This window comes from Arthrobacter sp. YN, from assembly GCF_002224285.1.
Lineage (GTDB): Bacteria > Actinomycetota > Actinomycetes > Actinomycetales > Micrococcaceae > Arthrobacter.
Genome location: NZ_CP022436.1, coordinates 2565825 through 2588279, shown reverse-complemented (window position 1 = coordinate 2588279; position 22455 = coordinate 2565825). Strand labels below are relative to the sequence as shown.

Below are 22455 nucleotides of genomic sequence, written 5' to 3'. Positions count from 1 at the left end.
GAGCCAGCTCTTCCGGACTTTGGTGTGTCGAAATCCACTCTATGCGCGTTGAACTGCATATGAATTAAGCATTGCTACAGCCCCCATTATATATCCAACATTGTCTTCATTTGTGATCCGGATCATCCTCGTAACAGGAACAACATCAACGAGATGCAGGGAACACCATGAAGATAGAAGCGGAATGGATGCGCGGAGGCACCAGCAAGTGCTGGGTCTTTGAAACTGCTCATCTGGAACAAGCCGGCACCGACGTCAACGAGCTGCTTCCCAGGCTCTTCGGAAGCCCGGACTCCCGCCAGATCGACGGGGTTGGCGGCGCCACCTCCACCACCAGCAAGGCGATGATCCTCAGCCGGCCTGACGACGACGAAGTGGACGTCGAATTCACCTTCGCCCAGGTAGGCATCGAAGAGGCAGCCGTGGACTGGGGCAGCAACTGCGGGAATTGCTCCGCGGTTGTAGGCCTCTACGCCATTGAAAAAGGCTGGGTTTCGCCCGACGGCGATTCCACCCGCATCGTCACCCGCAACACCAATACGGGCCAGATCATCATCCAGCGGGTTTCAACCCCCGACGGCGCCCTGCCGATCGTTCCGGATGCAGACATGCCCGGTGTCGTCTTTCCCGGGTACCGGGTGGGTCTGGGCTTCCGTGATCCGGCAGGAAAGACCACCGGGAAGCTCCTTCCTACCGGCGCACCAACGGACGCCATTGTCGCAAGCGGCACCCGCTGGACGGTATCAATGGTCGACGCCGGAGCACCGGTGGTCATGGTCCGCGCCGAGGAGTTGGGACTGGACACTGCCCGCTATGAAACCTGGGGCGCCGGCGTGGAACTGCAGCTGGAGACTTTGGACGTGATCCGCCGCCAGGCGGCTGTCCGGATGGGATTGGCGCCCAGTCCTTCGCAAGCCGCGCGGGCCGTCCCCAAGCTTGCGATCGTGGGCGCACCCACCGGGGCAGACCCGGAAGGCGACGTCAACGTCATGATGCTCTCCATGGGCAAACCGCATCCGGCCTTGGCCATCACGGGAAGCATCGCTTTGACACTGGCCGCCGGCACCCCGGGAACAGTGCTGAACCATATCACCGGCCCCCTCTCCCGCCCCACGCTAAAACTCCGCACGCCGGCCGGCGTGATTGAAACCTGGACCGAACACCGGGACGGTTCCCTCCTTGTGGGCGTCGACCGGACCGCACGCACCATCGCCACCAGCATCATTCACCTCCCGGAGACTCTCGGCAGTGCCGTCGAAGCCTCGCTAGCATCAGCCACTCAATGAGGAGAAACCACCATGGCTAAAGTTACTTACCAACCAGCTCCCGAATCGGAGAGCGAAACCCTGGAACAGAATTCCGGCAGTCCCAACCACCGCCGCCGTATCCTGCTGGTAACGGTTGCCGCTTCCGTGATCCTGGGCCTGGTTGCCATCCTGTTCGGGGGCGCCATCTTCAACCCGGCGGCCACCCCGGAATCGGAGCCGACCATGACTGCCACCCAGATCATCCCGCTGGTCATCCTCGTGGTGATGTTCGTCGTCGCCACCAAATGGCCGCTGAACATCGGCGTCATGGGACTGGTGGCATCCTTCGGCGTCGGCTACTTCATGCTGGGCATGACGGACAAGGAAATCCTGGCCGACTTCCCTGCCAACATCGTCATCACCATCATCGGTGTCACGTACTTCTTCAGCATGGCCCAGCGGAATGGGACCATCGACATCATCGTCCAGACGTGTGTTCGGCTGGTTCGCGGCAAAACCATGCTCCTGCCGTGGGTGTTCTTTCTCCTGGCAGCATCACTGACGGCCCTCGGTACGTTCTCCCCTGCCGCCGTCGCCCTGCTGGCCCCCGCCGCCATCGGGCTGGCCTATGAATCACGCATTCACCCCGTCCTCATGGGGGCCTTCATCATCAACGGAGCACATGCAGGTGGATTCTCGCCGCTGTCCGTGGCGGGCGTTCTTGTGCACGACATTGCAGTGAAGAACGGCTTCCCGATCTCGCAGGGCTCACTCTTCGCCGCAAGCTTTGCGCTGAACCTCATCCTGTCAGTCCTGACAGTGGTGCTGTTTGCCCTCCTGGGCAAAATGCGCGACGGCGCCGCAGGCCAGCTCGCTGACGTGGACACCACACGTACCGCCCGGCCGCACGGACAGCAGATCCTCACGCTGGCACTGATCGTCGCAATGCTTGTCTGCGCCTTGGGCTTCCACATGCCCATCGGCTTCGTGGCACTCTCCGCAGGACTCCTCTTGGCACTGGTCAACATCAAGGAACACCAGACGTTCATCGGCGGTGTCTCCTGGTCCACCGTGCTCCTGGTCGCCGGCATGATCACCTACGTATCCCTGCTGCAGCACGTCGGCGTCATCGATACACTCGCCGAGCAGGCCCTGGCACTCGGAGCCCCGCTCCTGATTGCGCTGGTTCTTTGCTACGTGATCGGCGTTGGCTCGGCCTTTGCATCCTCCACCGCCCTGCTCACGGCTTTCATCCCCTTGGCGGGACCGTTGCTGGCGACCAGTTCACTGAGCGCCTCGGGCACGGTGGCCGCTCTGGCCATCGCCGCGACCGTCGTCGATGTATCCCCGTTCTCCACCGACGGCGCGCTGGTTGTCGCCAACGCCCGCGAAGACGATCGCCAGCGCGTCTACAAGCAACTGATGATGTACGCCGGCGGAGTGGTCCTCGTTGCGCCCGCCTTGGCCTGGGCACTGCTGGTCCCCACCGGAATCATGTAAGTCCCGGGCCCCACCGACCGCCGGAGAACAGGTTCGGCAAGCGTAGGGAACCGGACCTGCACACCATCGCAACAGGAAGCCCGAACCTCGGGCGCAGGGACCGGCACCATACGCACCAAAGGCAGGGCCACCTCAGCGGTGGCCCTGCCTTTGGCTTCAGGCGTTGACGGTCTTCAGCTGTGGGTAGACGGCTTCCACGGGTGCACTGAGTCCGGCCTTGAGGTTCACGGAGGTCTCATCCGCGAGGACTTCGTACTCACCGGCTTGGACGGCGTCGAAGACGGTTGCCACCAAGTCCGCGGGGGCCGTCTTCGGCTCGGTGGCGTTGGCGGCCATGGGGGTGTCGACGTAGCCAACATGGACACCTACGACGTGCACGTTCTCGGCGGCGAGTTCAAGGCGAAGGGAGTTCGTGGCTGACCACAGGGCCGCTTTGGTGGCGCTGTAGATCCCTGCCACCGCGTACCAGCTCAGGGCGGAGTGGATATCAATGAGCACCGCCTCCTCCTTGGCGGACAAGACCGGCGCGAAAGCCCTGGCCAGGAAGAGCGGCCCCAGAAAGTTGGTCTCCACGTTGTGCCGGATCTCCTCATCCGTGTGGCTGAGGATGCCAGGCGTTGGCGTGCTGGCACCGGCGTTGTTGATGAGCACTGTCGTGTCCTGTGCGGCCTCAACTGCTGCCTGAATGGATGCCGGGTCCGTGACGTCCAAGGTGAGCGGGACAATGCGGTCATCGTCCCAGGTGCGCGGGTTCCGGGCCGTGGCGTAGACCTTGCGGGCGCCGCGGGCCAGTGCTTCATGGACGAAGTGGGTTCCGATGCCGCCGTTGGCGCCAGTGACGAGGACAACTGCATCATTCAAGACGGACGTATTCAGTGAGGGCATGGTTGGGGCTTCTTCCTGCTGGGCGGACTGCGGCGGAATGCTGTTCCGTGATGGGATCCCGCTTACTGACTTCACTCACAACTGAGTGCTCTCAGTAAATATTCCCTTGATTTTCCGGATGGTCACAGTCCTTCCGGGACGAGGGTGCGGATGCTGTCAAAGATCCCGGCCATCGTCCAGGCGTCGAAGGAGAGGAGCCGCGCCGAACCTTCTGTGGCTGCCAGCGTCACGCGTCCGCCGTCCAGGGTCGGGTAGACACGGGCCGTGAGCGGCTTGCCGTTGGCGAAAATTTCGACGGCGGACCGGTCCACCAGGACGCGCAGGCGGACCCGCCCGTCCGTCATCGGCAGGGGCCCGGACTTGTCGTCACCATCGACGGCGGGGTCGAGGCTGGAACGGCTACGGTCCAGGCGAAGGGTGCCGGTAAGGCCTCCGTCGGCGGCCCGGCTCAGCACAATCACCGTCTCCTCGGCACCGTCCGAGGACGTCAGCACTCCGAGCCGAACCTCCGCGCCGGGGGCAAGTTGCACGTCCAGCTCAAGGTCCAGCTGGTTGCCGGACACACCGGTCTCCACGGAGGTACCCGCACCCACCATCACGTGGCCGGGGACGCTGACGTGGCTTCTGCGCAACTTCTCCACTTCTGGAACCGGTGCGAACTCCAGGGTTCCGTCCTTCGCCAAGGTGGTGACGCGCGGCAGGCTCATGACGCCCGACCAGCCGGCTTCCACCATGGCGGCATCGCTTCGTCCTTCCTGCATCCAGCCGAACATGACACGGCGGTTTGACTCGTCGTGGAACGATTGCGGTGCGTAGAAGAAGCGGCCTCCGTAGTCCAATCGGTGCAGCGCATCCGGCTCGAAGGTATCGCCGGCGTAACGGCCGGTCCAATACAGCGGGTGGCGGGTTTCGCCGTCGTCCCATGCAGAGAAGACCAGCACATCCGGCGAGCCGTCAGCGGGCGCAGACCCCAACGATCCCTGTCCGGCCCGGAACAGGTCAACGCATTCCCACATCGTCCCGGTCCAATCAGTGTCCGCAGGATCACCCTGCGAGGCATCCCCGATAAACAGTGGGCCCAGATAGTCCCACGACCGCAGGTCCGGAGACTCATAGAGGAACGCCGTGCCGCCGAGGTGTCGAATCCCTGAACCCACCAGTTGGCGCCACTTGCTGCCTTCACGCCACACACAGTGATCGCGGTACGCCGTGATGTCAACGCCGGCCGGTGGGGCGCCAATAACAGGGTTCCCGGGATCCTTGGTCCAGCTCAGCAGGTCAGGGGTTCCCACAGCAACGCATGGCAGCTCCTTGCCCTCTGCCCGTCCCGAGTACACCAAGGTGGGCGTGCCGCCGTCGTTCACCAAGACCCCGGACCAGCACCCCTCGGCGTCCGGCCCCTCGGACGGTTCCAAAGCAACAGGCTGGTCAATCCAGGTGACCAGATCCGTGCTGGTGGCATGACCCCACTGGATGCGGTGGTGGAAAGCTCCCTCAGGGTTGTACTGATAGAAGAGGTGGTAGGTGCCGTTCCAGTGACTGACACCGTTGGGGTCGTTCAGCCAACCGGCCGGGGAGACAAAATGGAAGCGCGGCCTCAGGGGATCGGCTTCGGCGCGGGCCACCAATTCATCCTGCGGAACGGTGGCGAGCGGATGGGTCAGTTCAGTCATGCGGAAGCCTCTTCTTGAGCGTTCGACGCCGGGTGGCCGGGTTGGAGTGGTTCACTCGCCAGCGCATGGCCGCCGGCAGCGGCCCATGGGCGGTACAGGTGGCAGCGGACCCAGTGACGGTTTTCGGGGTCTCCCACCTGATGGCGGACGGGTTCTTCAGCCGAACAGGCCTGGTCCGGGTCGCCGTCGAAGGCGCAGTGCGTCGAGGCCATGACTGCCTGCCGCAATTCAGCCCTGCGGACGGGATCGTAAGAGCCGGCCCGGGCGGGATCAGGGACAGCCGACACCAGGAGTTGCGTGTACGGATGCGCTGGGTTGGCCAACAAGTCCAGGGACTCGCCTTCCTCCACCAGTTCACCGGCGAACATGACCGCTGTACGGTCCGCCAGGTACCGGGCGGACGCGAGGTCGTGGGTGATGTACAGCATGGAGATGTTTTGCTCGTCGCGGAGCTTGCGCATCAGGTTGAGCACGCCGATCCGGACGGAAACGTCCAGCATGGAGGTAGGCTCGTCGGCCAGGATGACCTGCGGTTCAACGGCGAGGGCCCGGGCTATCGCAACGCGTTGGCGCTGACCGCCGGAGAGCTCGTGCGGATACGAGTTCAGCATGTCCGCGTCCAGGCCAACAGTGGTCATGAGCTCCTCGAGCCGCCGCTGGGTCTCCTCCTCGGAAACACCGTTCTTTCCGTGGATCGCAAGGGAGCGCCGCAGGAAATGCTCGATCCTGTGGGCCGGGTTCAGGGAGCCGAAAGGATCCTGGAACACCATCTGCAGCTGGGACCGAAACGCCCGTGACGCCTGGAATCGATCCCGCTTCAGGACATCGACGCCGTCAATGAGAATCTCCCCGACGCTCGGCTTTTCGAGCCGGGCGACACAGCGGGCCAACGTGCTCTTGCCGGAACCGGACTCCCCCACGAGAGCCACGATTTCGCCTTGGCCAATGGTCAGATCGACCCCATGCAGCGCTCGCACAGAATCGCGGGAGAACAAGCCGCCAATTGGGAAGGTCTTTCCCAAGCCTCGAATCTCAAGGGCAGGGGTGCCGGTAGTGGACACGGCGGCTGAGGTCATCAGGGAGTGGCTCATCGTGCGGCTCCTTCCAGGTTTGCTGAATCAATCACCGGGGCGTCGCCACCAAACGGAGCCACAAAATGGCCGGGTGCCACCTCGGCGAGGTCCGGAATGTTCCGGAACTTCACGCCGTCGGGCAATCCCGTCAGCGGAACGCGTGGACCGGTGAGCGGCGGGAATGCGCCCATCAGCGCCTGGGTGTACGGATGGCGGGGGGTGGCATAGACGTCCTGGGCTTTGGCGGTTTCCACGATTCGGCCTCCGTACATCACGGCCATGCGGTGCGAGAGTTCCACCATGAGGGACATGTCGTGCGTGATGAAAAGGACGGAGAAGCCGAGTTCGCGCTGAAGCTCCTTGATTTGAGCCATGATTTCCTGCTGCACCACCACGTCCAGCGCGGTGGTGGGTTCGTCGAGGATCAACAGCGACGGTTTGAGCGCAACGGCCATGGCAATAACGGCACGTTGACGCATACCGCCGGAGAGCTGGTGCGGATAGGACTTCAGCCGTGCGGGATCGATCCTCACCAGTTCCAGCAGCTCACCGGCACGCCGCATCGACTCTTTACGGGAGTAACCGGCGTGGGTGGTGAAGATGTCCACGATCTGTTCGCCGATGGTCAACACCGGGTTGAGCGAGTTCATGGCTGATTGAAACACCATTGCCACGTCCTGCCAGCGGAAGCGCCGCAACTCTTCCGGGCTCATGGCCAGGACATCCTTGCCACCAAAGGAAATGCTTCCGCCTGCGATCTTTGCCGGATCCTTCAGGAGTCTCATGATGGAGTTGGCAATGGTGGACTTCCCACAACCGGACTCCCCCGCAAGGCCGAACACCTCACCGGTGCCGATGCTGAAGGAGACGCGGTCGACGGCGGTGGTGGAGCGGGTGTCACCGATGTACTTGACGGTGAGGTTCTTGACGTCAAGGACCGGTTGGTGGGAGCCGAAAGAAACTTGGGAGATGGTCATTTGGCGGCGCTCCTTTCGGTGTTAGCGGGTGTTGATTTAGGTGTTTTGATCTTCCGAAGCCGCGGATTGGTGACCTCGTCCACGGCGTAGTTGATGAGGGCAAGGGCAAAAGCGACCAGCGCGATGCACACACCTGAGGGGACAAAAACCCACCAGCTTCCGGTGAGCAGGGCCCCTTCGTTGCCGGCCCAGAAGAGGTTGTTGCCCCAGGAGACCGTGCTGACATCGCCCAGGCCCAGGAACTCCAGGCCCGCTTGGGCGCCGATGCCGTAGATGACGCAAGCCAGCAGGGTGCCCATGACGATTGAGGCCATGTTGGGCAGGATCTCGCGGAACATGATCCGGCCGGCCCGTTCGCCGGACACCACGGCAGCAGCCACAAAGTCCTTGGAGCGGATGGACAATGCCTGCGATCGCAGTACACGGGCAGAGCCGGCCCATCCGGTCACCACGAGGACCAGAATCACGGTCCCCAGTCCCGGCGGAAGGAACGCGGCCAGGATGACCAACAGCGGCAGGCCGGGCAGGAGCAGGAAGACATTGGTGACCAAGGACAATGCTTCGTCAATGAATTTGCCGAAGTACGCCGAGGCAAGGCCCACAAGGATGCCGATGAACGTGGACGCCAAGCCCACAGTCAGTCCCACGAACAGCGAGCTCCGGGAACCATGGACGGTCAGCGCGAGGACGTCCTGTCCCTTGGCCGTGGTTCCCAGCCAGTGCTCGGCTGATGGTTCCAGTGAGGCCATGGCCGTGATCCGCGACGGGTCGCCGGGAAACAGGATTGGTGCCAGGAGGGCCAGGGCGATGAAGATGATCATCACGGCCATGCCCGTCAGCGCTTTCTTGTTGGTGATCAGGCCGTGGACGAAACTGCGGTTCGGCTTGCGGACCGGCGTTGGAGTTGGCTGCTTAAGAAGTGCGGTTGTCATGATCGATCCCTCTAATTGCTGCGCACGCGCGGGTCGAGGCGGACGTAGAGGATGTCCACCAGGAAGTTGGCAAGCAGAACAGCGGCGGTGATGGTCAGGAACAGGCCCTGCATGAGCGGATAGTCGAGGCCTTGGACAGCATTCAGGAGCTGGTAGCCGACGCCGGGATAGGCGAACACAACCTCTGTGAGCAAGGCGCCGCCCACCACGAATCCCAGTCCCATGCCGAAGCTGGTCACCGATGGGAGCATGGCATTGCGTGCTGCGTAGCGAAGCATGATGCGGCCCGGACGGAGTCCCTTGGCTTCGGCCATGGTGATGTAGTCCTCGGAATTGGTAGCGATCATCGTGTTCCGCATGCCGAGCATCCAGCCGCCGATGGACACCAGCACAATCGTCAGCGCCGGCAGCACAAGGTGGGCACCGACGTCGCCGATGAACTCCCAGGTAAACGCCGGCTCCAAACCGTCAGTGAACGCATGGCGGATCGGGAACCAGCCCAACACCACGCCAAACAGGTAGAGCGCGCCCATGGCGAGCCAGAAGTACGGGAACGAGCCGATGAACACCAGCACCGGCGGAAGCGCGGAGTCGATCGCTCCGCCGCGCCGCCAGGCGGCCAGGATGCCCAGCAGGTTTCCCACGACGGCGGCAATGACCAGGGCGGTACCGCCCAGCAGGAGTGTCCAACCGATTTGGGACGAAATGACCTCGGTGACCGGGGTGGGGAAACGGGAGATGGAAACTCCCATCTGCCCGGTGAAGATGTTGTGCATGTAGTCGATGTATTGCGCCCAGAGGGGCCGGTCGTCAACACCCAGCAGCTTGCGCAGGGCCTCGATCTGTTCCGGCTGCATTCGATCTTGGGAGCGGGCAAACATGCGGGAGACGGGGTCCCCGGGCATGAAGCGCGGAAGCAGGAAATTCAGGGTGATGGACGCCCAGAAGGCGATCAGGTAGAAACCCAGGCGGCGCAGGATGAAGCGCACGGTTTCCCTCCATTCGGGAAGTGCGGAAAGTATGGGAGGCACGCCCGGCGGAGTCGGCCGGGTCAACGGCGTCGAACCGCCGGGCGTGCGCTGTGAGGCCCGACTGGGCCTCATACTGAGGAAACGCTACTTGCGCGGTTCCAGCGTGGTCAGAACCAGCACCGTGGTAGGCGACCGGACCGAGAGAGTGGCATAAGGGTTGGCCTCGGTGGGCCAGCCTGTGAAGCGGGTGTCGTTGAAGGCACCCCATTCAGGGCCGGAGAACAGTGGCACCAGCGGTGCGACGTCGTTGTATTCTTCCTGCAGTTTGTTGGCGATGTCCTTCTGCTTGGACAGATCGGCCTCCGCTGCGAAGTCGGCCAGCAAGGCATCCGCCGTGGTGTCGCCGAACCGGTGGTAATTGTCGAACGTCTTGGTGCCGACGGGCTTCACGGTGCCTGTGCCCATGGAGGTGTTGAAGTACTTGTACGGGCTGGGGTCGTTGGCACTCCAGACAATGCCGGAGTCGAAGTCGCCGGTCTCATAGCCGGCAACCACAGCGGCCCAGTCCGGGGACTCCACTTTGGTGGTGACGCCGACCTCGGCCAGGTTCTGCGAGATGACGTTGGCCACGGACAGCCAGTCGGAAGAAGTGGCACCCACGGAGATCTTGAATTCGAAGGGCTTGCCGTCCTTCAGCGTGCGCTTCCCATCAGCTCCCTTGGCATAGCCCGCTTTGTCCAGCAGCTCGTTGGCCTTCTGGACATCGTGGTTGGTCCAGGTGCAGTTGTCTTTGACCTGGGTGTTCTTCCAGGTCTCGTAGTTGCCGGACAGCCCGGTGCAGTCGGCCGGCTTGGCGTAACCGCTCATGCCGATTTTAGTGACTTGCTCGCGGTCAACTGCCATGCTCAGTGCTTTGCGGACATCAACATCGTTGAACGGCGCTTTGGTGGTGTTGAGCTGCCAGTTGATCATGGCACCCGTAGCCGGGAACCAGTACTGACGGTGTTCCTTGTCCTTGGAGACAAAGGTCTTTTCGATGTTGGGGATGTACTGGGGAGCCCAGTCCACGTCGCCGTTCGCTGCGGCGAGGTTGGCGCCGTCGTTTCCTGCGAAAGCGAGCATCTTGATACCGGCGATCTTCTGCTTTTCCGGCTGCCAATAATTGGGGTTCTTCTTCAGCACGAAGGACTGGGCCTGGAAACTGTCTACCTCGGTATATGGTCCGGTGCCCACGGGCTTGGCGTTGGCATCCTTTTCCGGGTCCGGCAGAGCGGACCAGATGTGCTTGGGCAGGATGGTGATTTGGCCGACGTCGTAAAGGGCCGGCGACCACGGCTTGTTGAAGTTGAAGGTGACCTTGTTGCCCTCGGCGGTGACGGTGTCCAAGTACTCGAAGCCGCCCTTGATCTTCTTCTGAAGTTCGAACGTATAGGCAACATCGTCTGCCACGAAAGGCTGCCCGTCGGACCATTTCACACCATCGCGGAGGGTGAACGTGACGGACTTGCCATCCTCGGCTGCCTTCCACTCGGTGGCGAGCCACGGCACCGTGTCACCCTTGGCCGGGTTGAAGATGAGGAGGGATTCGTAAATGGATTGCTGAACCATGGGGTTCACCGTGGGGGCAAAGGGGTTGAAGTTCTGCACGAACGTGCCCATGTCCTCACGCGGGATGGTGAGGAACGCGCCGGCGTTCGCACCGGCCTCTGAGGTGTTGGTCTTCGCAACGTTGGCTGTGCAGCCGGTGAGCAGCATAGCGCCTATTGCAAGGCTCGCCGCCGTCATCCGGGCAGCCCTGAATCGGGGTTGTGTCATGATGGTTATCTCTTTCCTATCTTCATCGTCCAAGGTGAAGGGGTGGGTAAGGGGTTTTGCTCTTCGACGTTGATTTCGCGGTCAGACCGAAGAGCGTTCTAGCAGCGGACAGTCGACCAATTGCTGGTCGGCAAGGATCGGCTGTCCTGCTGTAAGAGCGGCAAGCGTTTGGACACCCAAGGCGCCCATTTTTTCGAAGGGCAACGCAACCGTGGTCAGTTTTGGCCTGAGGTAGGCCGCAATGAGTTCCTGGTTGTCGAAGCCGATCACGGCGATGTCCCCGGGGATGGTCAGGCCCCGTTCCTTGATGGCGTCATAGGCGCCCATCGCCATGCGGTCATTGAGGCAGAACAGAGCGGTTGGCCTGTCCTCCGGTGGATAGCGGTCCAGAATCCGGCATGCGGCGTCGTAACCGCCGTCCGCCGTTGCGTATCCGGACACCACCAGCTCCGGGTCGAGCTCCAGTCCGGCAGTGGAGAGTGCTTCGCGTGCACCCTCCAACCGCCCTACTGCAGCAGGGATAACCGGGTCAAGGTTGATAACTCCGATCCGCTTGTGGCCGGCTTGGAGCAAACGTTCGACGGCGACTCTGCCACCCCCACGCTCGTCCGGGACGATCGAGGGCAGCTTTTCATCAGCGTCGAAGCAGTTGATCAAGACGGTGGGTACTTCGTTGGCGGTCACAGGAACCCGGACGCCCCGGTGAAAAGTGGCTGCGTAGAGAAGCCCTTCCACTCGTTGCTCCAACAGTTTTTCGATGGCGGCATCCTCCAGGCCCTGGTTGGGTCCTACGGCATCGGCCTGGTCGGATGGCGCGATGAGCAGGAACCGGCGGTCAAGCCAGGCTTGGTCCTGCGCGCCTTTGATGATGTCGACGGCGAAGGGTGCGGTGACGATCTCCGTCACGATCCCGTACCAGTCACTGCGCTGTGATGCCAGCGCACGGGCGCCGGCATTGGGGCGGTAGCCCAATTCCTGCACGGCGTCGTTGATCCGGGTGCGGGTTTCCTCTGAAATGCTGGCATTTTCGCGGTTGCTCAGCACAAAGGAAACAGCCGTCCGGGAAACACCGGCATGTTTGGCGACGTCTTTCATGGTGACTCCGCGCTGCCGGACAGCCGCAGTGCCAGGGGTGGTGCTTTTCGCCATCGAATGCTCCGGTGTTCTCGGTGTTCTGAGTGTCGCGCCAGACCTTCCTTGTCTGGTCCGCTTGCTTGGTAATGCAGCATTGGTAACGCGCGTTACTAAGCGAGCATGTGACCTAGGTTACCCGCGTTACTTCGAGTCTGTCAACAGCTCTTTGAGCCCCTCCGCCAAACTAACTTTCGTCAGGTTCTTCCTTGGTTGTTTCCTTTTCGTCGTGACCGGGGGTGTCGTGGACCTTCCTCGGCATTTTGCCCTCAAGGTCAGCAGGTACGGGAGGATCCTTCTCTTCATCAGTAGACATGAAGCCAGCATAGGTGGATCCCGGCGATGCCCGGCAGGAACAACCCGAACATAGGTATATTTCAGCTGGCAATATCACGGCCAAGGCGCGTCACGGCCATCCCAGGTTTTACCAGCCAACGTATAATCCGAGCATGCCTTTCTTGCTCCTCGTACCTGTTATCCATGCCCAGCCTTCCGGCCTTAGCCAGGACGGAGCAGCTCTGTGAGCGGCGGTCTCGTCGCTCTGTTGGATGACATTGCTGCCCTGGCCCGCATCGCGGCCGCCTCGGTGGACGATATCGCAGCGGGAGCCGCCAAGGCTGGGGCCAAAGCTGCCGGCGTAGTCATCGACGACGCCGCCGTCACCCCTCAGTACGTGTCCGGGGCGGACCCATCCCGCGAACTGCCCATGATCAAAAAGATCTTCTGGGGCTCGCTGCGCAACAAACTGGTGATCATCCTGCCGGCGCTGCTGCTCGTCAGCGCCTTCATCCCGGGAATCATTCCGTTCATCCTCATGCTGGGCGGTTCCTACCTCTGCTACGAGGGCGCCGAAAAGGTCTGGCACAAGCTCCGCGGCCATGCTGATGCCGAGAAGGCACCGGCTGTCCAACGCGGCCCTGAAGCCGAGGCCAAGGTGACCAAGGGAGCCATCACCACCGACTTCATCCTGTCCTGCGAAATCATGGTGATCGCCATGAACGAGGTAGCCACCGAGTCTCTCTGGGCCCGGGCGTTCATCCTCGTCGTCGTAGCGATCGCGATTACGGTCATCGTCTATGGTGCGGTAGGACTCATCGTCAAGATGGATGACATTGGCCTGCACCTGACCACCAAGGACTCGGCGGGCTCCCAGCGCTTCGGCCGGCTTCTTGTCAAGGGAATGCCCGCCGTACTGGCTGCGATCACCCTCATCGGGACCATCGCCATGCTCTGGGTTGGCGGCCACATCATGTTGCAGGGGGCACACGACCTTGGCTGGCACGGCCCGTACGACCTTGTTCATGTCCTCGAGACGCCCTTTGCCGGAATCCCCGTTGTGGGTGGCTTCCTCGCATGGCTGGTCAACACGCTGTGCTCAGCCATTCTCGGCGCCATCTGGGGCCTGGTCATCATGGTCATCCTGCACCCGCTTCTGAAGGTGCTGCCGTTTGGCAAGAAAAAGGACGGACACAAAGAAGGCGATGTCCGTGCTGCGATCTCCGGTCACCGGCCCGGAAGCGATCATAGCCAGAAGGATAAGGCCTGATTCAGGTCAGGCAAGCCAGCGCCACCAGCGTGAAGGTTCAGGTTCCGGAACAGGTTCCGGCTGCGGCTCCTGGCCCAGGGCCAGAGCGGCCCCGACGATGTCATCTTCGGTGAGCGTAATGACCGCTTCACGATCAAGTGCGTCGAGACTCGGTTCTTCGTCGCGCGTCAGCCGCAGCGCCTGGCGATTAAGTGACTGCTCAAACAGGGTGCGGGCGAACCGGGCGTTCCCCGAGTCTTCGCCGGCGTGAAGCCCGGCGAGGATGCGGCGCAGCATCTGATCCGCGCCTGGCTCCAGCATGTACTCGTGTTGGGCCAGCATCTGCTGGAATATCGTCTCGAGTTCGTCCACTGAGTAGTCCGGGAAGGTGATCTCGCGGGCGAACCGGGAACGCAGTCCGGGGTTGGAGAGCAGGAAGGATTCCATGAGGCGCGGGTAGCCGGCCACGATCACCACCAAACGGTGGCGATGGTCCTCCATCCGCTTGAGCAGGACCTCGATCGCCTCGGGGCCGAAGTCCATCCGGCCGTCCTCCGGGGCCAGCGCGTAGGCCTCATCGATGAACAGGACGCCGTCCAGCGCCCGCCGGATCACCCGGTCCGTCTTGATGGCAGTTGCCCCAACGTACTGCCCCACCAGGCCGGAACGGTCCACCTCAACCAGGTGTCCTTTCTGCAGCAGGCCCACCGCACGGTACATCTCGGCCAGGAGCCGCGCCACGGTGGTCTTGCCCGTGCCCGGGTTTCCGAGAAACACAAGATGCTGGGATGTGGCCACCTCGGGCAGTCCGTGGGCTTTGCGACGGGCCTGAACCTGGAGCAATGCCACCAAGGCCCTGACCTGTTCCTTCACGGTCTCCAGACCGACCAGCGCATCGAGCTCGGCCTGCACCTCGGACAACGGCCGGGCCGGACCGGGCCGCGCACCGATGAAATCGCCCACCAGGTCGTCAACGCGTTCTGAACCTGGCAGCTTGAGCTGATTGGCCAGATGGCCAATGGTTTCCCTCAGCTCATCGAGCGGATTGCGGCTTGCAGCCATACATCCACTGTAGTACGCGCGATATGAAGCGGCCACGGATCAAACTGTCCGCTTTTGGGCGTTTCGGCATCTCCGACGGGCGATTCGTCCATAAGTAACTGACACTCCCCGGACTGAGGCTTAGAGGACAGCATCACCGCCCTACCCAAGGAGATCCCGTGAACACTTACAACCTGGCCCTGATCGGTTTCGGAGGCGTCAACCGCGCCCTGGCAGAACTGATCCGCGACGAACCCCATCGCTTCGCTTCCCTCGGCTTCGAGCTCCGCGTCGTAGCCATCACCGACCTCGCCTTCGGCTCACTCGTCCAAGGCGACGGCATCGACCTTGCAGCTGTTCTGGCCATGCCCGCGGATCTTCCTTCGACGGGCTCCCGGGCGGAAGTTCCGACCCCCGTAACGAAGAGGTCATCAAGAACAGCCCCGCCGACATCGTCGTCGAAGCAACCTTCACCAGCCCGGTCGACGGCGAACCAGCAGTTTCGCACGTGCGGTGGGCTATCGAGTCCGGCAAGCACGTGGTCACCACCAACAAGGGACCGGTGGCTTTGCAGGGCACGTCACTGTCCGAGCTCGCAGCAAACAACGGAGTCCGCTTCGAATACGAAGGCGCCGTCATGAGCGGCACACCTGTGATCCGCCTGGCTCATAAAATGCTCGGCGGCCTGGAACTGAACGCCGTGCAGGGCATCCTGAACGGAACAAGCAATTACGTCCTGGGCCGGATGGAAGCCGGCCTGCGCCTGGATGAGTCCATCGCCGAAGCCCAAAACCTTGGATACGCCGAAGCTGACCCGACCGCTGACATCGGCGGATCCGACGTCCGGCTCAAGGTCGCCATCCTGGCCAACGAACTCCTCGGCGCCAACATCCACCCCCATGATGTTCACAGCACAGGCATTCAGGACATCACCAGCGCTGACGTCACCCAGGCCTTGGCAAACGGCCTCCGCTGGAAGCTCATCGGCGAAGCCCGCCGCGAGAGCGATGGCAGCATCACTGCATCTGTCCAGCCCGTCGCCCTTCCGGCAGACCACCCGCTGGCCGGGATTTCCGGTGCCACCAACGCCGTCTCCTTCACCACTGACCTGCTTGGAGCCGTCACAGTTTCCGGTCCGGGTGCTGGTCGCGTCGAGACTGCCTACGCCCTCATTTCCGACATCATTGCCGTCGACGAATTCGCCAAAGGAGCCGTCCGTGCCTGAAACAGCCATCGCCGAGACCAACAGCGAAGCCACCGTCAATCAATTGGTGGTCCGCAACAAGTTTGACGGCACCGTCCTGGCCACCTTGGACCAGTGCTCCGAGGCTGACGTCCGGGTGGAACTGATCCGTACTGCTTCCGCGGCACCGGCAGCAGCTGCCATGCCGCGCCACGAACGCGGCCGGATTTTGGATACCGCTGCGGGCCTCCTTCAGGAACGGTCCCAGAAAGTCGCCGAACTGATCGTTGCCGAAGCCGGCAAGACCATCAAGCAGGCCCGCAAGGAAGTCTCCCGCGCGGTCAACACCCTCAAGCTGTCCGCAGCTGAAACGCGCCGCAATGTCGGGGAAGTTGTCCCGTTCGACTCCTTCGAAGGATCCGAGAACCGCCAGGGCTGGTTCACCCGCGAACCGCTGGGACTTATCGCCGCGATCACCCCGTACAACGACGCGTTGAACCTGGTGGCGCACAAGCTCGGGCCGGCGATTGCCGGCGGCAACACCGTCATCCTGAAGCCGTCCCAGCTGACTCCCCTGACGGCCATCCTCCTGGTCGACCTTCTCCGTGAAGCCGGGCTGCCCGCGGAGTTCGTCACCGTTGTCCTGGGCGACCGCACGATCGCCCAAACCATCATTTCCTCCAAACTGGTCCGCATGGTCTCCTTCACCGGCGGCTTCGCTACAGGCCGGGCTATCGCAGCGAACGCCGGCCTCAAGCGCTTGTCCATGGAACTTGGCGGCAACGCACCGGTCATCGTCTTCGACGACGCCGACGTTCCAGCCGCCGTCGAAGCCAGCGTCTCCGGTTCTTTCTGGGCCGCCGGGCAGAACTGCATCGGCGCCCAGCGGATCCTTGTCCAACGATCAGTCTTCAACACCTTCGTGCAGGTCTTCGTCGCCCAAACCGCGCCGCTGAAGACCGGCGACCCGAGGAACGAACACACCGACGTCGGGCCCATGATCAGCAACGTCTCCGCCGCCGAAGCGAAACGGAAGATCGATGAGGCTGTGGCCGCCGGGGCACAACTCCTCACGGGCGGAACCCTGAACGGGCCGGTCCTCACACCCGCTGTCCTCACCGGAGTCCCCCGCAACTGCGAAGCCTGGAGCGAGGAACTGTTCGCCCCGGTCGTCCTGATCGAGCCTTTCGACACCGCAGAGGAAGCCATCGCACTGGCCAACGACAGCGAATACGCCCTGCAGGCGGGGGTCTTCACCAAGGACCTGGGCCGGGCCCTGGCCACCGCCAAGGCGATCGACGCCGGGGGCGTGATGATCAACGACTCCTCCGACTACCGCCATGACGCCATGCCGTTCGGCGGTTCCAAGTACGGCAGCATGGGCCGCGAAGGCGTCCACTTCGCCTACGAGGAAATGACCCAGCCCAAAGTCATCGCGATCACCTCATGACCACAGAACCAAGAATCGAGCACGACAGCCTCGGTTCCATGGCCGTCCCGAAGTCCGCACTGTGGGGAATCCACACCGAACGGGCCATCCTCAACTTCCCCATCAGCGGCATCCAACTCGGAACCCACCGGCACCTCGTCCGATCCCTGGCGTTCGTGAAGAAGGCCGCAGCGCTGACCAACGCCGAACTGGGCCTGATCCCCCCTGAGATTGGCGAAGCCATTGCTCTGGCCTGCGACACGGTGGCCGCCGGCGACGTCGACCATGCTTTTCCTGTAGACGTTATCCAAGGCGGCGCCGGGACATCCACGAACATGAACGCCAACGAGGTCATCGCCAACCTCGCCTTGGAAGCCTTGGGCCACCCCCGCGGCTCCTACGATCTGGTGGACCCCATCGCGCACGTCAACAAGTGCCAGTCCACCAATGACGTCTACCCGACGGCGGTGCGCCTTGCTCTGGTGTTCGCGCTGGAGGATCTGCTGGAACGGCTGGCGCTGCTTTCGGCGGCGTTCGCCGAACGGGGTCAGGCGTTCGCCGCCATCCCGAAGGTCGGCCGCACTCAATTGCAGGATGCCGTGCCGATGACCCTAGGCCAGGAGTTCACCGCGTTCTCCGTAACGCTGGAGGAAGACCAACGGCGTCTGCGCGAAGCAGCCGCCCTGCTGCTCGAGTGCAGCCTGGGCGCCACAGCCATCGGTACCGGAATCACCGCCGATCCTCTCTATGTTGAGCGCGTCATCGACAAGCTCTCAGTGGTGAGCGGCGTCCACCTGGTCCGTGCCCATGACTTTGTTGAGGCAACGTGGGACACCGGGGCGTTCATGACGTTCTCCGGAGCGCTCAAACGCACCGCCATCAAGCTCTCCAAAATCTGCAGCGACCTTCGCCTGCTCTCCAGCGGTCCGCAAACAGGGCTCGCGGAGATCCGGTTGCCTCCGCGGCAGGCCGGCTCCTCCATCATGCCCGGCAAGGTCAACCCGGTGATTCCGGAGGTCGTGAACCAGATTGCGTTCTTCGTGGCCGGGGCCGACCTCACCGTCACAATGGCTGCCGACAACGGACAGCTCCAACTGAACGCCTTCGAACCGGTCATCGCCCACGCCCTGCTGCAATCACTGGGTTGGCTGACCAACGGGACCGATGTTTTGCGGGACCTTTGCGTCGAGGGCATCGAAGCGAACGAAGCGTTGCTGCGGTCCAGGGCACGGGCCTCCACAGCGCAAGCCACCGAGCTGCTCCCAATGCTCGGATACGCCGTTGCGGCCGACCTCGCCCACAAGGCGCTCGTGTCCGGACGGAGCGTCCTCGACATCGCTGTCGCTGAAGGCCTCCTGCTGCCCGAACAAGCTGAGGCCCTGATGTTGGCCTGAGACGGGAACATACGATTCACCGGACCACGCCGGGTCGTGCGGGGAACTAGGCTGGGTGGATGGCGACAGTTATTCTCGTGCGGCACGGCCGCACCACAGCCAATGCCACGGGACTGCTGGCTGGCCGCACCTCCGGCGTGAGCCTGGACCAGATCGGGTGCGAACAGGCGGCCCTGACGGCAGACCGCCTCGCAGCCGTGCCGGTAGTCGGGGTCGTGTCGAGTCCGCTTGAGCGCTGCCGGCAGACCGCCGAGCTGATTCTCGCCCGCCAGGCCGGCACGCCGTATGCGCCGGTCGACATCGACATCACCGAGTGCGATTACGGCCAGTGGCAGGGCCGCATGCTCAGTGATCTCGAAACCGAGGATTTGTGGCCGGTGGTGCAGACGCAACCATCCGCCGTCGTGTTTCCGGGCGGTGAATCCATGGCCGCGATGCAAGCCAGGTCCGTGGCGGCAATCAGGCGCCACGATGCAGCCTTCGAAGCCGAGCATGGGCCGGGAGCAGTGTGGGTGGCGGTGAGTCACGGTGACATCATCAAGTCAATCCTCGCCGACGCGCTCGGCATGCACCTTGACCTGTTCCAGCGTATCAACGTGGGCCCCGCCTCCGTATCGATCGTGCGCTACGGCGCTGACCGGCCGAGCGTCTACGCGACCAACACCGATGCGGGTGATCTGTCATGGCTGTCCAACGGCATCCATTCCGGCGATGCGCCGGTGGGCGGCGGTGCAGGACAGAACGCGCCGTGAACCTTATGTGCCTAAAATACTGACATGCCTACAAGTGTTCACGAGTTTGCCTGGCCTGATCGGGTTGTAGTTGGAACCATTGGCCTTCCAGGGTCGCGGACGTTCTACCTGCAGGTGCGTGCAGGGAAACAGATCGTGAGTATTGCCCTGGAGAAGCAGCAGTCGGCCCAGCTCGCAGAGAAGATCGACGAGATCCTTGACCAGCTCATCACTGTCCAGGGCAATCCATTCAGCGTTCCGACCAGCACTCCCATTGAGCTTGTCGACAACGATCCCCTAGAGGCAGTTGACGAGCAGTTTCGCGCTGGAGCCATGAGCTTGGGTTGGGATCCAACCACTGCCCAGGTGGTGATTGAGGCCTACCCCATCGCCGAGGTCGACGCTGATGACAACGACGAACCGCTGGTCGAGGAGGGCACAATCGAAGCCGAAATGCTGCTGGTGCGCATGCCCGTAGGCACCGCCCGCGCCTTCGCCAAGCGCACCCGTGAAATCGTCGGAGCCGGGCGCCCGACGTGCCCGCTCTGTGGATACCCCATGGACGCCGACGGGCACAGCTGCACCCTTCCCGAGGCGTGATGCCGGCGCCGGACTTGGCGACCGCCGAACTGACGCTCACTGGCCGCATCACGACGGCTTCAAACGCGACATTCTTGGGTGCCATCGGAGACGTAAAAGTTGTCTATAAGCCGATAGCAGGCGAAAGTCCGCTCTGGGATTTTCCGCGTGGCAATCTTGCTTACCGGGAGGTGGCCGCCTACCTGGTATCGCAGGTATTCGGCGGAGACATCGTGCCACGTACCTTTCTGCGCGATGGCCCGTTAGGCGAAGGAATGGTGCAACTCTGGCAAGAGCAAGACCCTGCCCAGCGCGCCGTCGACTTGGTCGTCACGGACCACGTGCCGGAGACGGGATGGAAGCACGTTCTCGAAGGGCAGGATGAGAAGGGACGGATGGTTGCCCTCATTCACGAAGACTCGCCAGCCCTAAGACGCATGGCGGTCTTCGACATGATCGTCAACAACGCCGACCGTAAAGGCGACCACATCCTTGCCATGACGGACGGACACCGTCACGGCGTAGACCATGGACTGACCTTCCACCATGACCACAAGTTGCGCACGGTGCTGTGGGGTTGGCTGGGCGACCCGCTGGCCGCCGGGGAACTCGAAGGCATCGATCGTGTCACTGAGGGTTTGAACGGCGGGCTGGGTCAAAACCTGGCGGACTTGCTGAGCGCCGAAGAAGTCGCATCACTCGCCACACGCTGCGACCGATTACGCCTGCTTGGACGGTTTCCGGCTCCGAGCGGTGACATGCCAGCGGTGCCCTGGCCTCTGTTCTAGGGGAATCCGGCTACGGGATTCCCAGCGAAAACAACCCCACCCACTGCTCCGCGAGAAATGAATATGGAACTTTTTGACGCCCACACCGTTGTGATTTCTGCCGTGCTCCTGGTGCACATTACAGGGGTGATGATCGTGGCCGCCTCAGTTGCCGGCCTGGTGGTCTCACTCTTCGTCGTCGTTCTCGCCGTGCACTCCATCCGAACCACGTGGGAACTGACGCAAAACCTGCGAAGCAAGGGACGCTTCGGTGGCACCCTCAGTAAGGTCCTGTCTTCGGTGAAGTCAGGAGCCCTGGCAGCGCGTCCGCTGATAGCTGCCGCACGACAGAGGATCAGCCGGCTGTCACCGTTCAAGCCACAGTAGAAGCCGGTTCACCAAGACCCTGGGACCCTGATTGCGGCGCGGACGGGCACTCAACCGGCAGGGCTAGGGCACGGCGAGCTTGAAGACCTTGGCCCACGCGGAGCCTACCTGCTTCAGCAGTGGCCCTGTGGTGTACTTCAAGCCATAGCGCTGGCAAATGTCACGGACCTTGGGCGCAATCTCGGCGTAGCGGTTGGACGGCAGGTCAGGGAAGAGATGGTGCTCAATCTGGTGCGACAGATTCCCCGTCATGAGGTGCATGAACGGTGACCCGGAGATGTTGGCGGATCCGATCATCTGGCGGACGTACCAGTCGCCACGGGTTTCCCCTTCCACCATTTCCTCGGTGAACGTGTCTGTTCCTTCCGGGAAGTGGCCGCAGAAGATGACGGCGTGGGCCCATACGTTGCGGACGGCGTTGGCAGTGAGAGTGCCGTAGAGGGCTTGTTTCCCGGAGCCCGACAGCATGGCCAGGGCCGGGGTGGCAGCATAGTCCTTGGCGAATTGTTTGAGCGCCTTCCGCCCCAGCGCTTTGAGGTCCTTGTTCATGGCCTCCTTGGATTTCAGGCCTTCCTTGTACTCAGGGATCTCCAAGTCGTAGAGGGCTATACCCCATTCAAAAACGGGCGCAAGCAAGGCGTTGTAAAGGGGGTTGCCCAGATTGAAGGGCTTCCACTCCTGGTCGGGGTCCATGCGCAGAAGGTTGTAGCCGACGTCGCGGTCCTTGCCAACCACGTTGGTCCAACGGTGGTGAAGGTCGTTGTGCGTGTGCTGCCACGAACGCGACGGGGTAACGAAGTCCCACTCCCAGGTGGTGGAGTGGATGTCCGGATCACGCATCCAGTCCCACTGGCCGTGGAGGATGTTGTGGCCAAGTTCCATGTTCTCCAGGATTTTTGCCAGGCTGAGGAGTGTTGTGCCGGTGAACCAGGCAGCTTTGTTCTTGCCTACCAGCAGCGCGGCACGACCTGAGATTTCCAATCCACGTTGGATCTTGATCATGCGCTTGATGTAGGCGGCGTCGCTGGAGCCGCGCTTGGCAAGGATTTCGTCACGGATGGCATCGAGCTCACGGCCCAGTTGGGCTACTTGCTCGTCGCTCAGATGTGCGGCCGCCGGCGGCCGCACCGTGGGCCTACCCTCATCGGCAAGGGCACCAGGCCGGGTCTTGGATCCGACGGCGGTGGCGGAGCTTTTGGCTGAAACTACTGACAT

General features: G+C 62.6%; 21 protein-coding genes. 10 read left to right on the top strand and 11 right to left on the bottom strand.

The genetic code is table 11. The features are described from left to right. Positions 1-167 precede the first annotated feature (167 nt). Both CGK93_RS11670 and CGK93_RS11665 read left to right on the top strand, forming a co-directional pair. Entirely contained in the window at positions 168-1286 is a 1119-nt protein-coding gene (locus tag CGK93_RS11670; RefSeq protein WP_089594969.1) for a PrpF domain-containing protein, read from the top strand. Positions 1287-1298: 12 nt separating this feature from the next. After that, on the top strand, positions 1299-2747 hold the full coding sequence (locus CGK93_RS11665) for an SLC13 family permease (RefSeq protein WP_089594968.1): 1449 nt from the start codon (positions 1299-1301) through the stop codon (positions 2745-2747). A 156-nt stretch (positions 2748-2903) separates the two neighbouring features. Here the strand turns inward: CGK93_RS11665 and CGK93_RS11660 are convergent, their stop codons facing one another. The 9 genes from CGK93_RS11660 to CGK93_RS24380 all read right to left on the bottom strand — a co-directional run bounded on the left by CGK93_RS11660 (position 2904) and on the right by CGK93_RS24380 (position 12520). Beyond that, positions 2904-3632, bottom strand: a complete 729-nt coding sequence (locus CGK93_RS11660) for an SDR family oxidoreductase (RefSeq protein ID WP_089594967.1) — start codon at positions 3630-3632, stop codon at positions 2904-2906. A gap of 122 nt (positions 3633-3754) precedes the next feature. Next, positions 3755-5305: a glycoside hydrolase family 32 protein gene (locus tag CGK93_RS11655; RefSeq protein WP_089594966.1), complete on the bottom strand. Its 1551-nt coding sequence runs from the start codon at positions 5303-5305 to the stop codon at positions 3755-3757. Then, positions 5302-6396, bottom strand: coding sequence for an ATP-binding cassette domain-containing protein (locus CGK93_RS11650; protein ID WP_089594965.1), 1095 nt, complete (start codon positions 6394-6396; stop codon positions 5302-5304). Before CGK93_RS11650 ends, CGK93_RS11655 begins: the two co-directional genes overlap by 4 nt. Then, complete coding sequence (locus CGK93_RS11645; RefSeq protein ID WP_089594964.1) at positions 6393-7355, bottom strand: ABC transporter ATP-binding protein; 963 nt, start codon at positions 7353-7355, stop codon at positions 6393-6395. Before CGK93_RS11645 ends, CGK93_RS11650 begins: the two co-directional genes overlap by 4 nt. Then, positions 7352-8287 (bottom strand): ABC transporter permease, encoded by a 936-nt coding sequence (locus tag CGK93_RS11640; protein ID WP_089594963.1) that lies wholly within the window; start codon positions 8285-8287, stop codon positions 7352-7354. Before CGK93_RS11640 ends, CGK93_RS11645 begins: the two co-directional genes overlap by 4 nt. Positions 8288-8298: 11 nt before the next feature. Beyond that, positions 8299-9276, bottom strand: coding sequence for an ABC transporter permease (locus tag CGK93_RS11635; protein WP_089594962.1), 978 nt, complete (start codon positions 9274-9276; stop codon positions 8299-8301). Positions 9277-9402: 126 nt separating this feature from the next. Beyond that, on the bottom strand, positions 9403-11073 hold the full coding sequence (locus CGK93_RS11630; protein WP_089594961.1) for an ABC transporter substrate-binding protein: 1671 nt from the start codon (positions 11071-11073) through the stop codon (positions 9403-9405). A gap of 81 nt (positions 11074-11154) precedes the next feature. Further along, positions 11155-12222 (bottom strand): LacI family DNA-binding transcriptional regulator, encoded by a 1068-nt coding sequence (locus tag CGK93_RS11625; RefSeq protein ID WP_089594960.1) that lies wholly within the window; start codon positions 12220-12222, stop codon positions 11155-11157. 169 nt (positions 12223-12391) lie between these two features. Continuing rightward, positions 12392-12520 carry a hypothetical protein gene (locus tag CGK93_RS24380; protein WP_269768449.1) on the bottom strand — a complete coding sequence of 43 codons (129 nt, stop codon included), beginning with the start codon at positions 12518-12520 and terminating at the stop codon, positions 12392-12394. A 204-nt stretch (positions 12521-12724) separates the two neighbouring features. Between CGK93_RS24380 and CGK93_RS11620 the strand changes: the two genes are divergently transcribed. Next, complete coding sequence (locus CGK93_RS11620; RefSeq protein ID WP_089594959.1) at positions 12725-13750, top strand: DUF808 domain-containing protein; 1026 nt, start codon at positions 12725-12727, stop codon at positions 13748-13750. A gap of 6 nt (positions 13751-13756) precedes the next feature. Here CGK93_RS11620 and CGK93_RS11615 read toward each other — a convergent pair whose 3' ends face one another. Continuing rightward, on the bottom strand, positions 13757-14791 hold the full coding sequence (locus tag CGK93_RS11615; protein ID WP_089594958.1) for an AAA family ATPase: 1035 nt from the start codon (positions 14789-14791) through the stop codon (positions 13757-13759). Between the two features lie 409 nt (positions 14792-15200). Between CGK93_RS11615 and CGK93_RS11610 the strand changes: the two genes are divergently transcribed. The 7 genes from CGK93_RS11610 (at position 15201) to CGK93_RS11580 (ending at position 21240) form a co-directional block, all read left to right on the top strand. Beyond that, positions 15201-15995 carry a homoserine dehydrogenase gene (locus CGK93_RS11610; RefSeq protein WP_232481650.1) on the top strand — a complete coding sequence of 265 codons (795 nt, stop codon included), beginning with the start codon at positions 15201-15203 and terminating at the stop codon, positions 15993-15995. Further along, positions 15988-17403, top strand: a complete 1416-nt coding sequence (locus CGK93_RS11605; protein WP_089594957.1) for an aldehyde dehydrogenase family protein — start codon at positions 15988-15990, stop codon at positions 17401-17403. The genes CGK93_RS11610 and CGK93_RS11605 overlap by 8 nt, the downstream gene beginning before the upstream one ends. Continuing rightward, positions 17400-18776 carry an aspartate ammonia-lyase gene (locus CGK93_RS11600; protein ID WP_089594956.1) on the top strand — a complete coding sequence of 459 codons (1377 nt, stop codon included), beginning with the start codon at positions 17400-17402 and terminating at the stop codon, positions 18774-18776. Before CGK93_RS11605 ends, CGK93_RS11600 begins: the two co-directional genes overlap by 4 nt. A gap of 59 nt (positions 18777-18835) precedes the next feature. Beyond that, positions 18836-19528 carry a histidine phosphatase family protein gene (locus tag CGK93_RS11595; protein WP_089594955.1) on the top strand — a complete coding sequence of 231 codons (693 nt, stop codon included), beginning with the start codon at positions 18836-18838 and terminating at the stop codon, positions 19526-19528. 24 nt (positions 19529-19552) lie between these two features. Then, entirely contained in the window at positions 19553-20107 is a 555-nt protein-coding gene (locus tag CGK93_RS11590; RefSeq protein WP_089594954.1) for a DUF3090 domain-containing protein, read from the top strand. Beyond that, on the top strand, positions 20107-20874 hold the full coding sequence (locus CGK93_RS11585; RefSeq protein WP_089597410.1) for an SCO1664 family protein: 768 nt from the start codon (positions 20107-20109) through the stop codon (positions 20872-20874). The genes CGK93_RS11590 and CGK93_RS11585 overlap by 1 nt, the downstream gene beginning before the upstream one ends. A gap of 63 nt (positions 20875-20937) precedes the next feature. After that, entirely contained in the window at positions 20938-21240 is a 303-nt protein-coding gene (locus tag CGK93_RS11580) for a hypothetical protein (protein ID WP_089594953.1), read from the top strand. Between the two features lie 63 nt (positions 21241-21303). Here CGK93_RS11580 and CGK93_RS11575 read toward each other — a convergent pair whose 3' ends face one another. After that, positions 21304-22455, bottom strand: a complete 1152-nt coding sequence (locus tag CGK93_RS11575) for a fatty acid desaturase family protein (protein ID WP_089594952.1) — start codon at positions 22453-22455, stop codon at positions 21304-21306.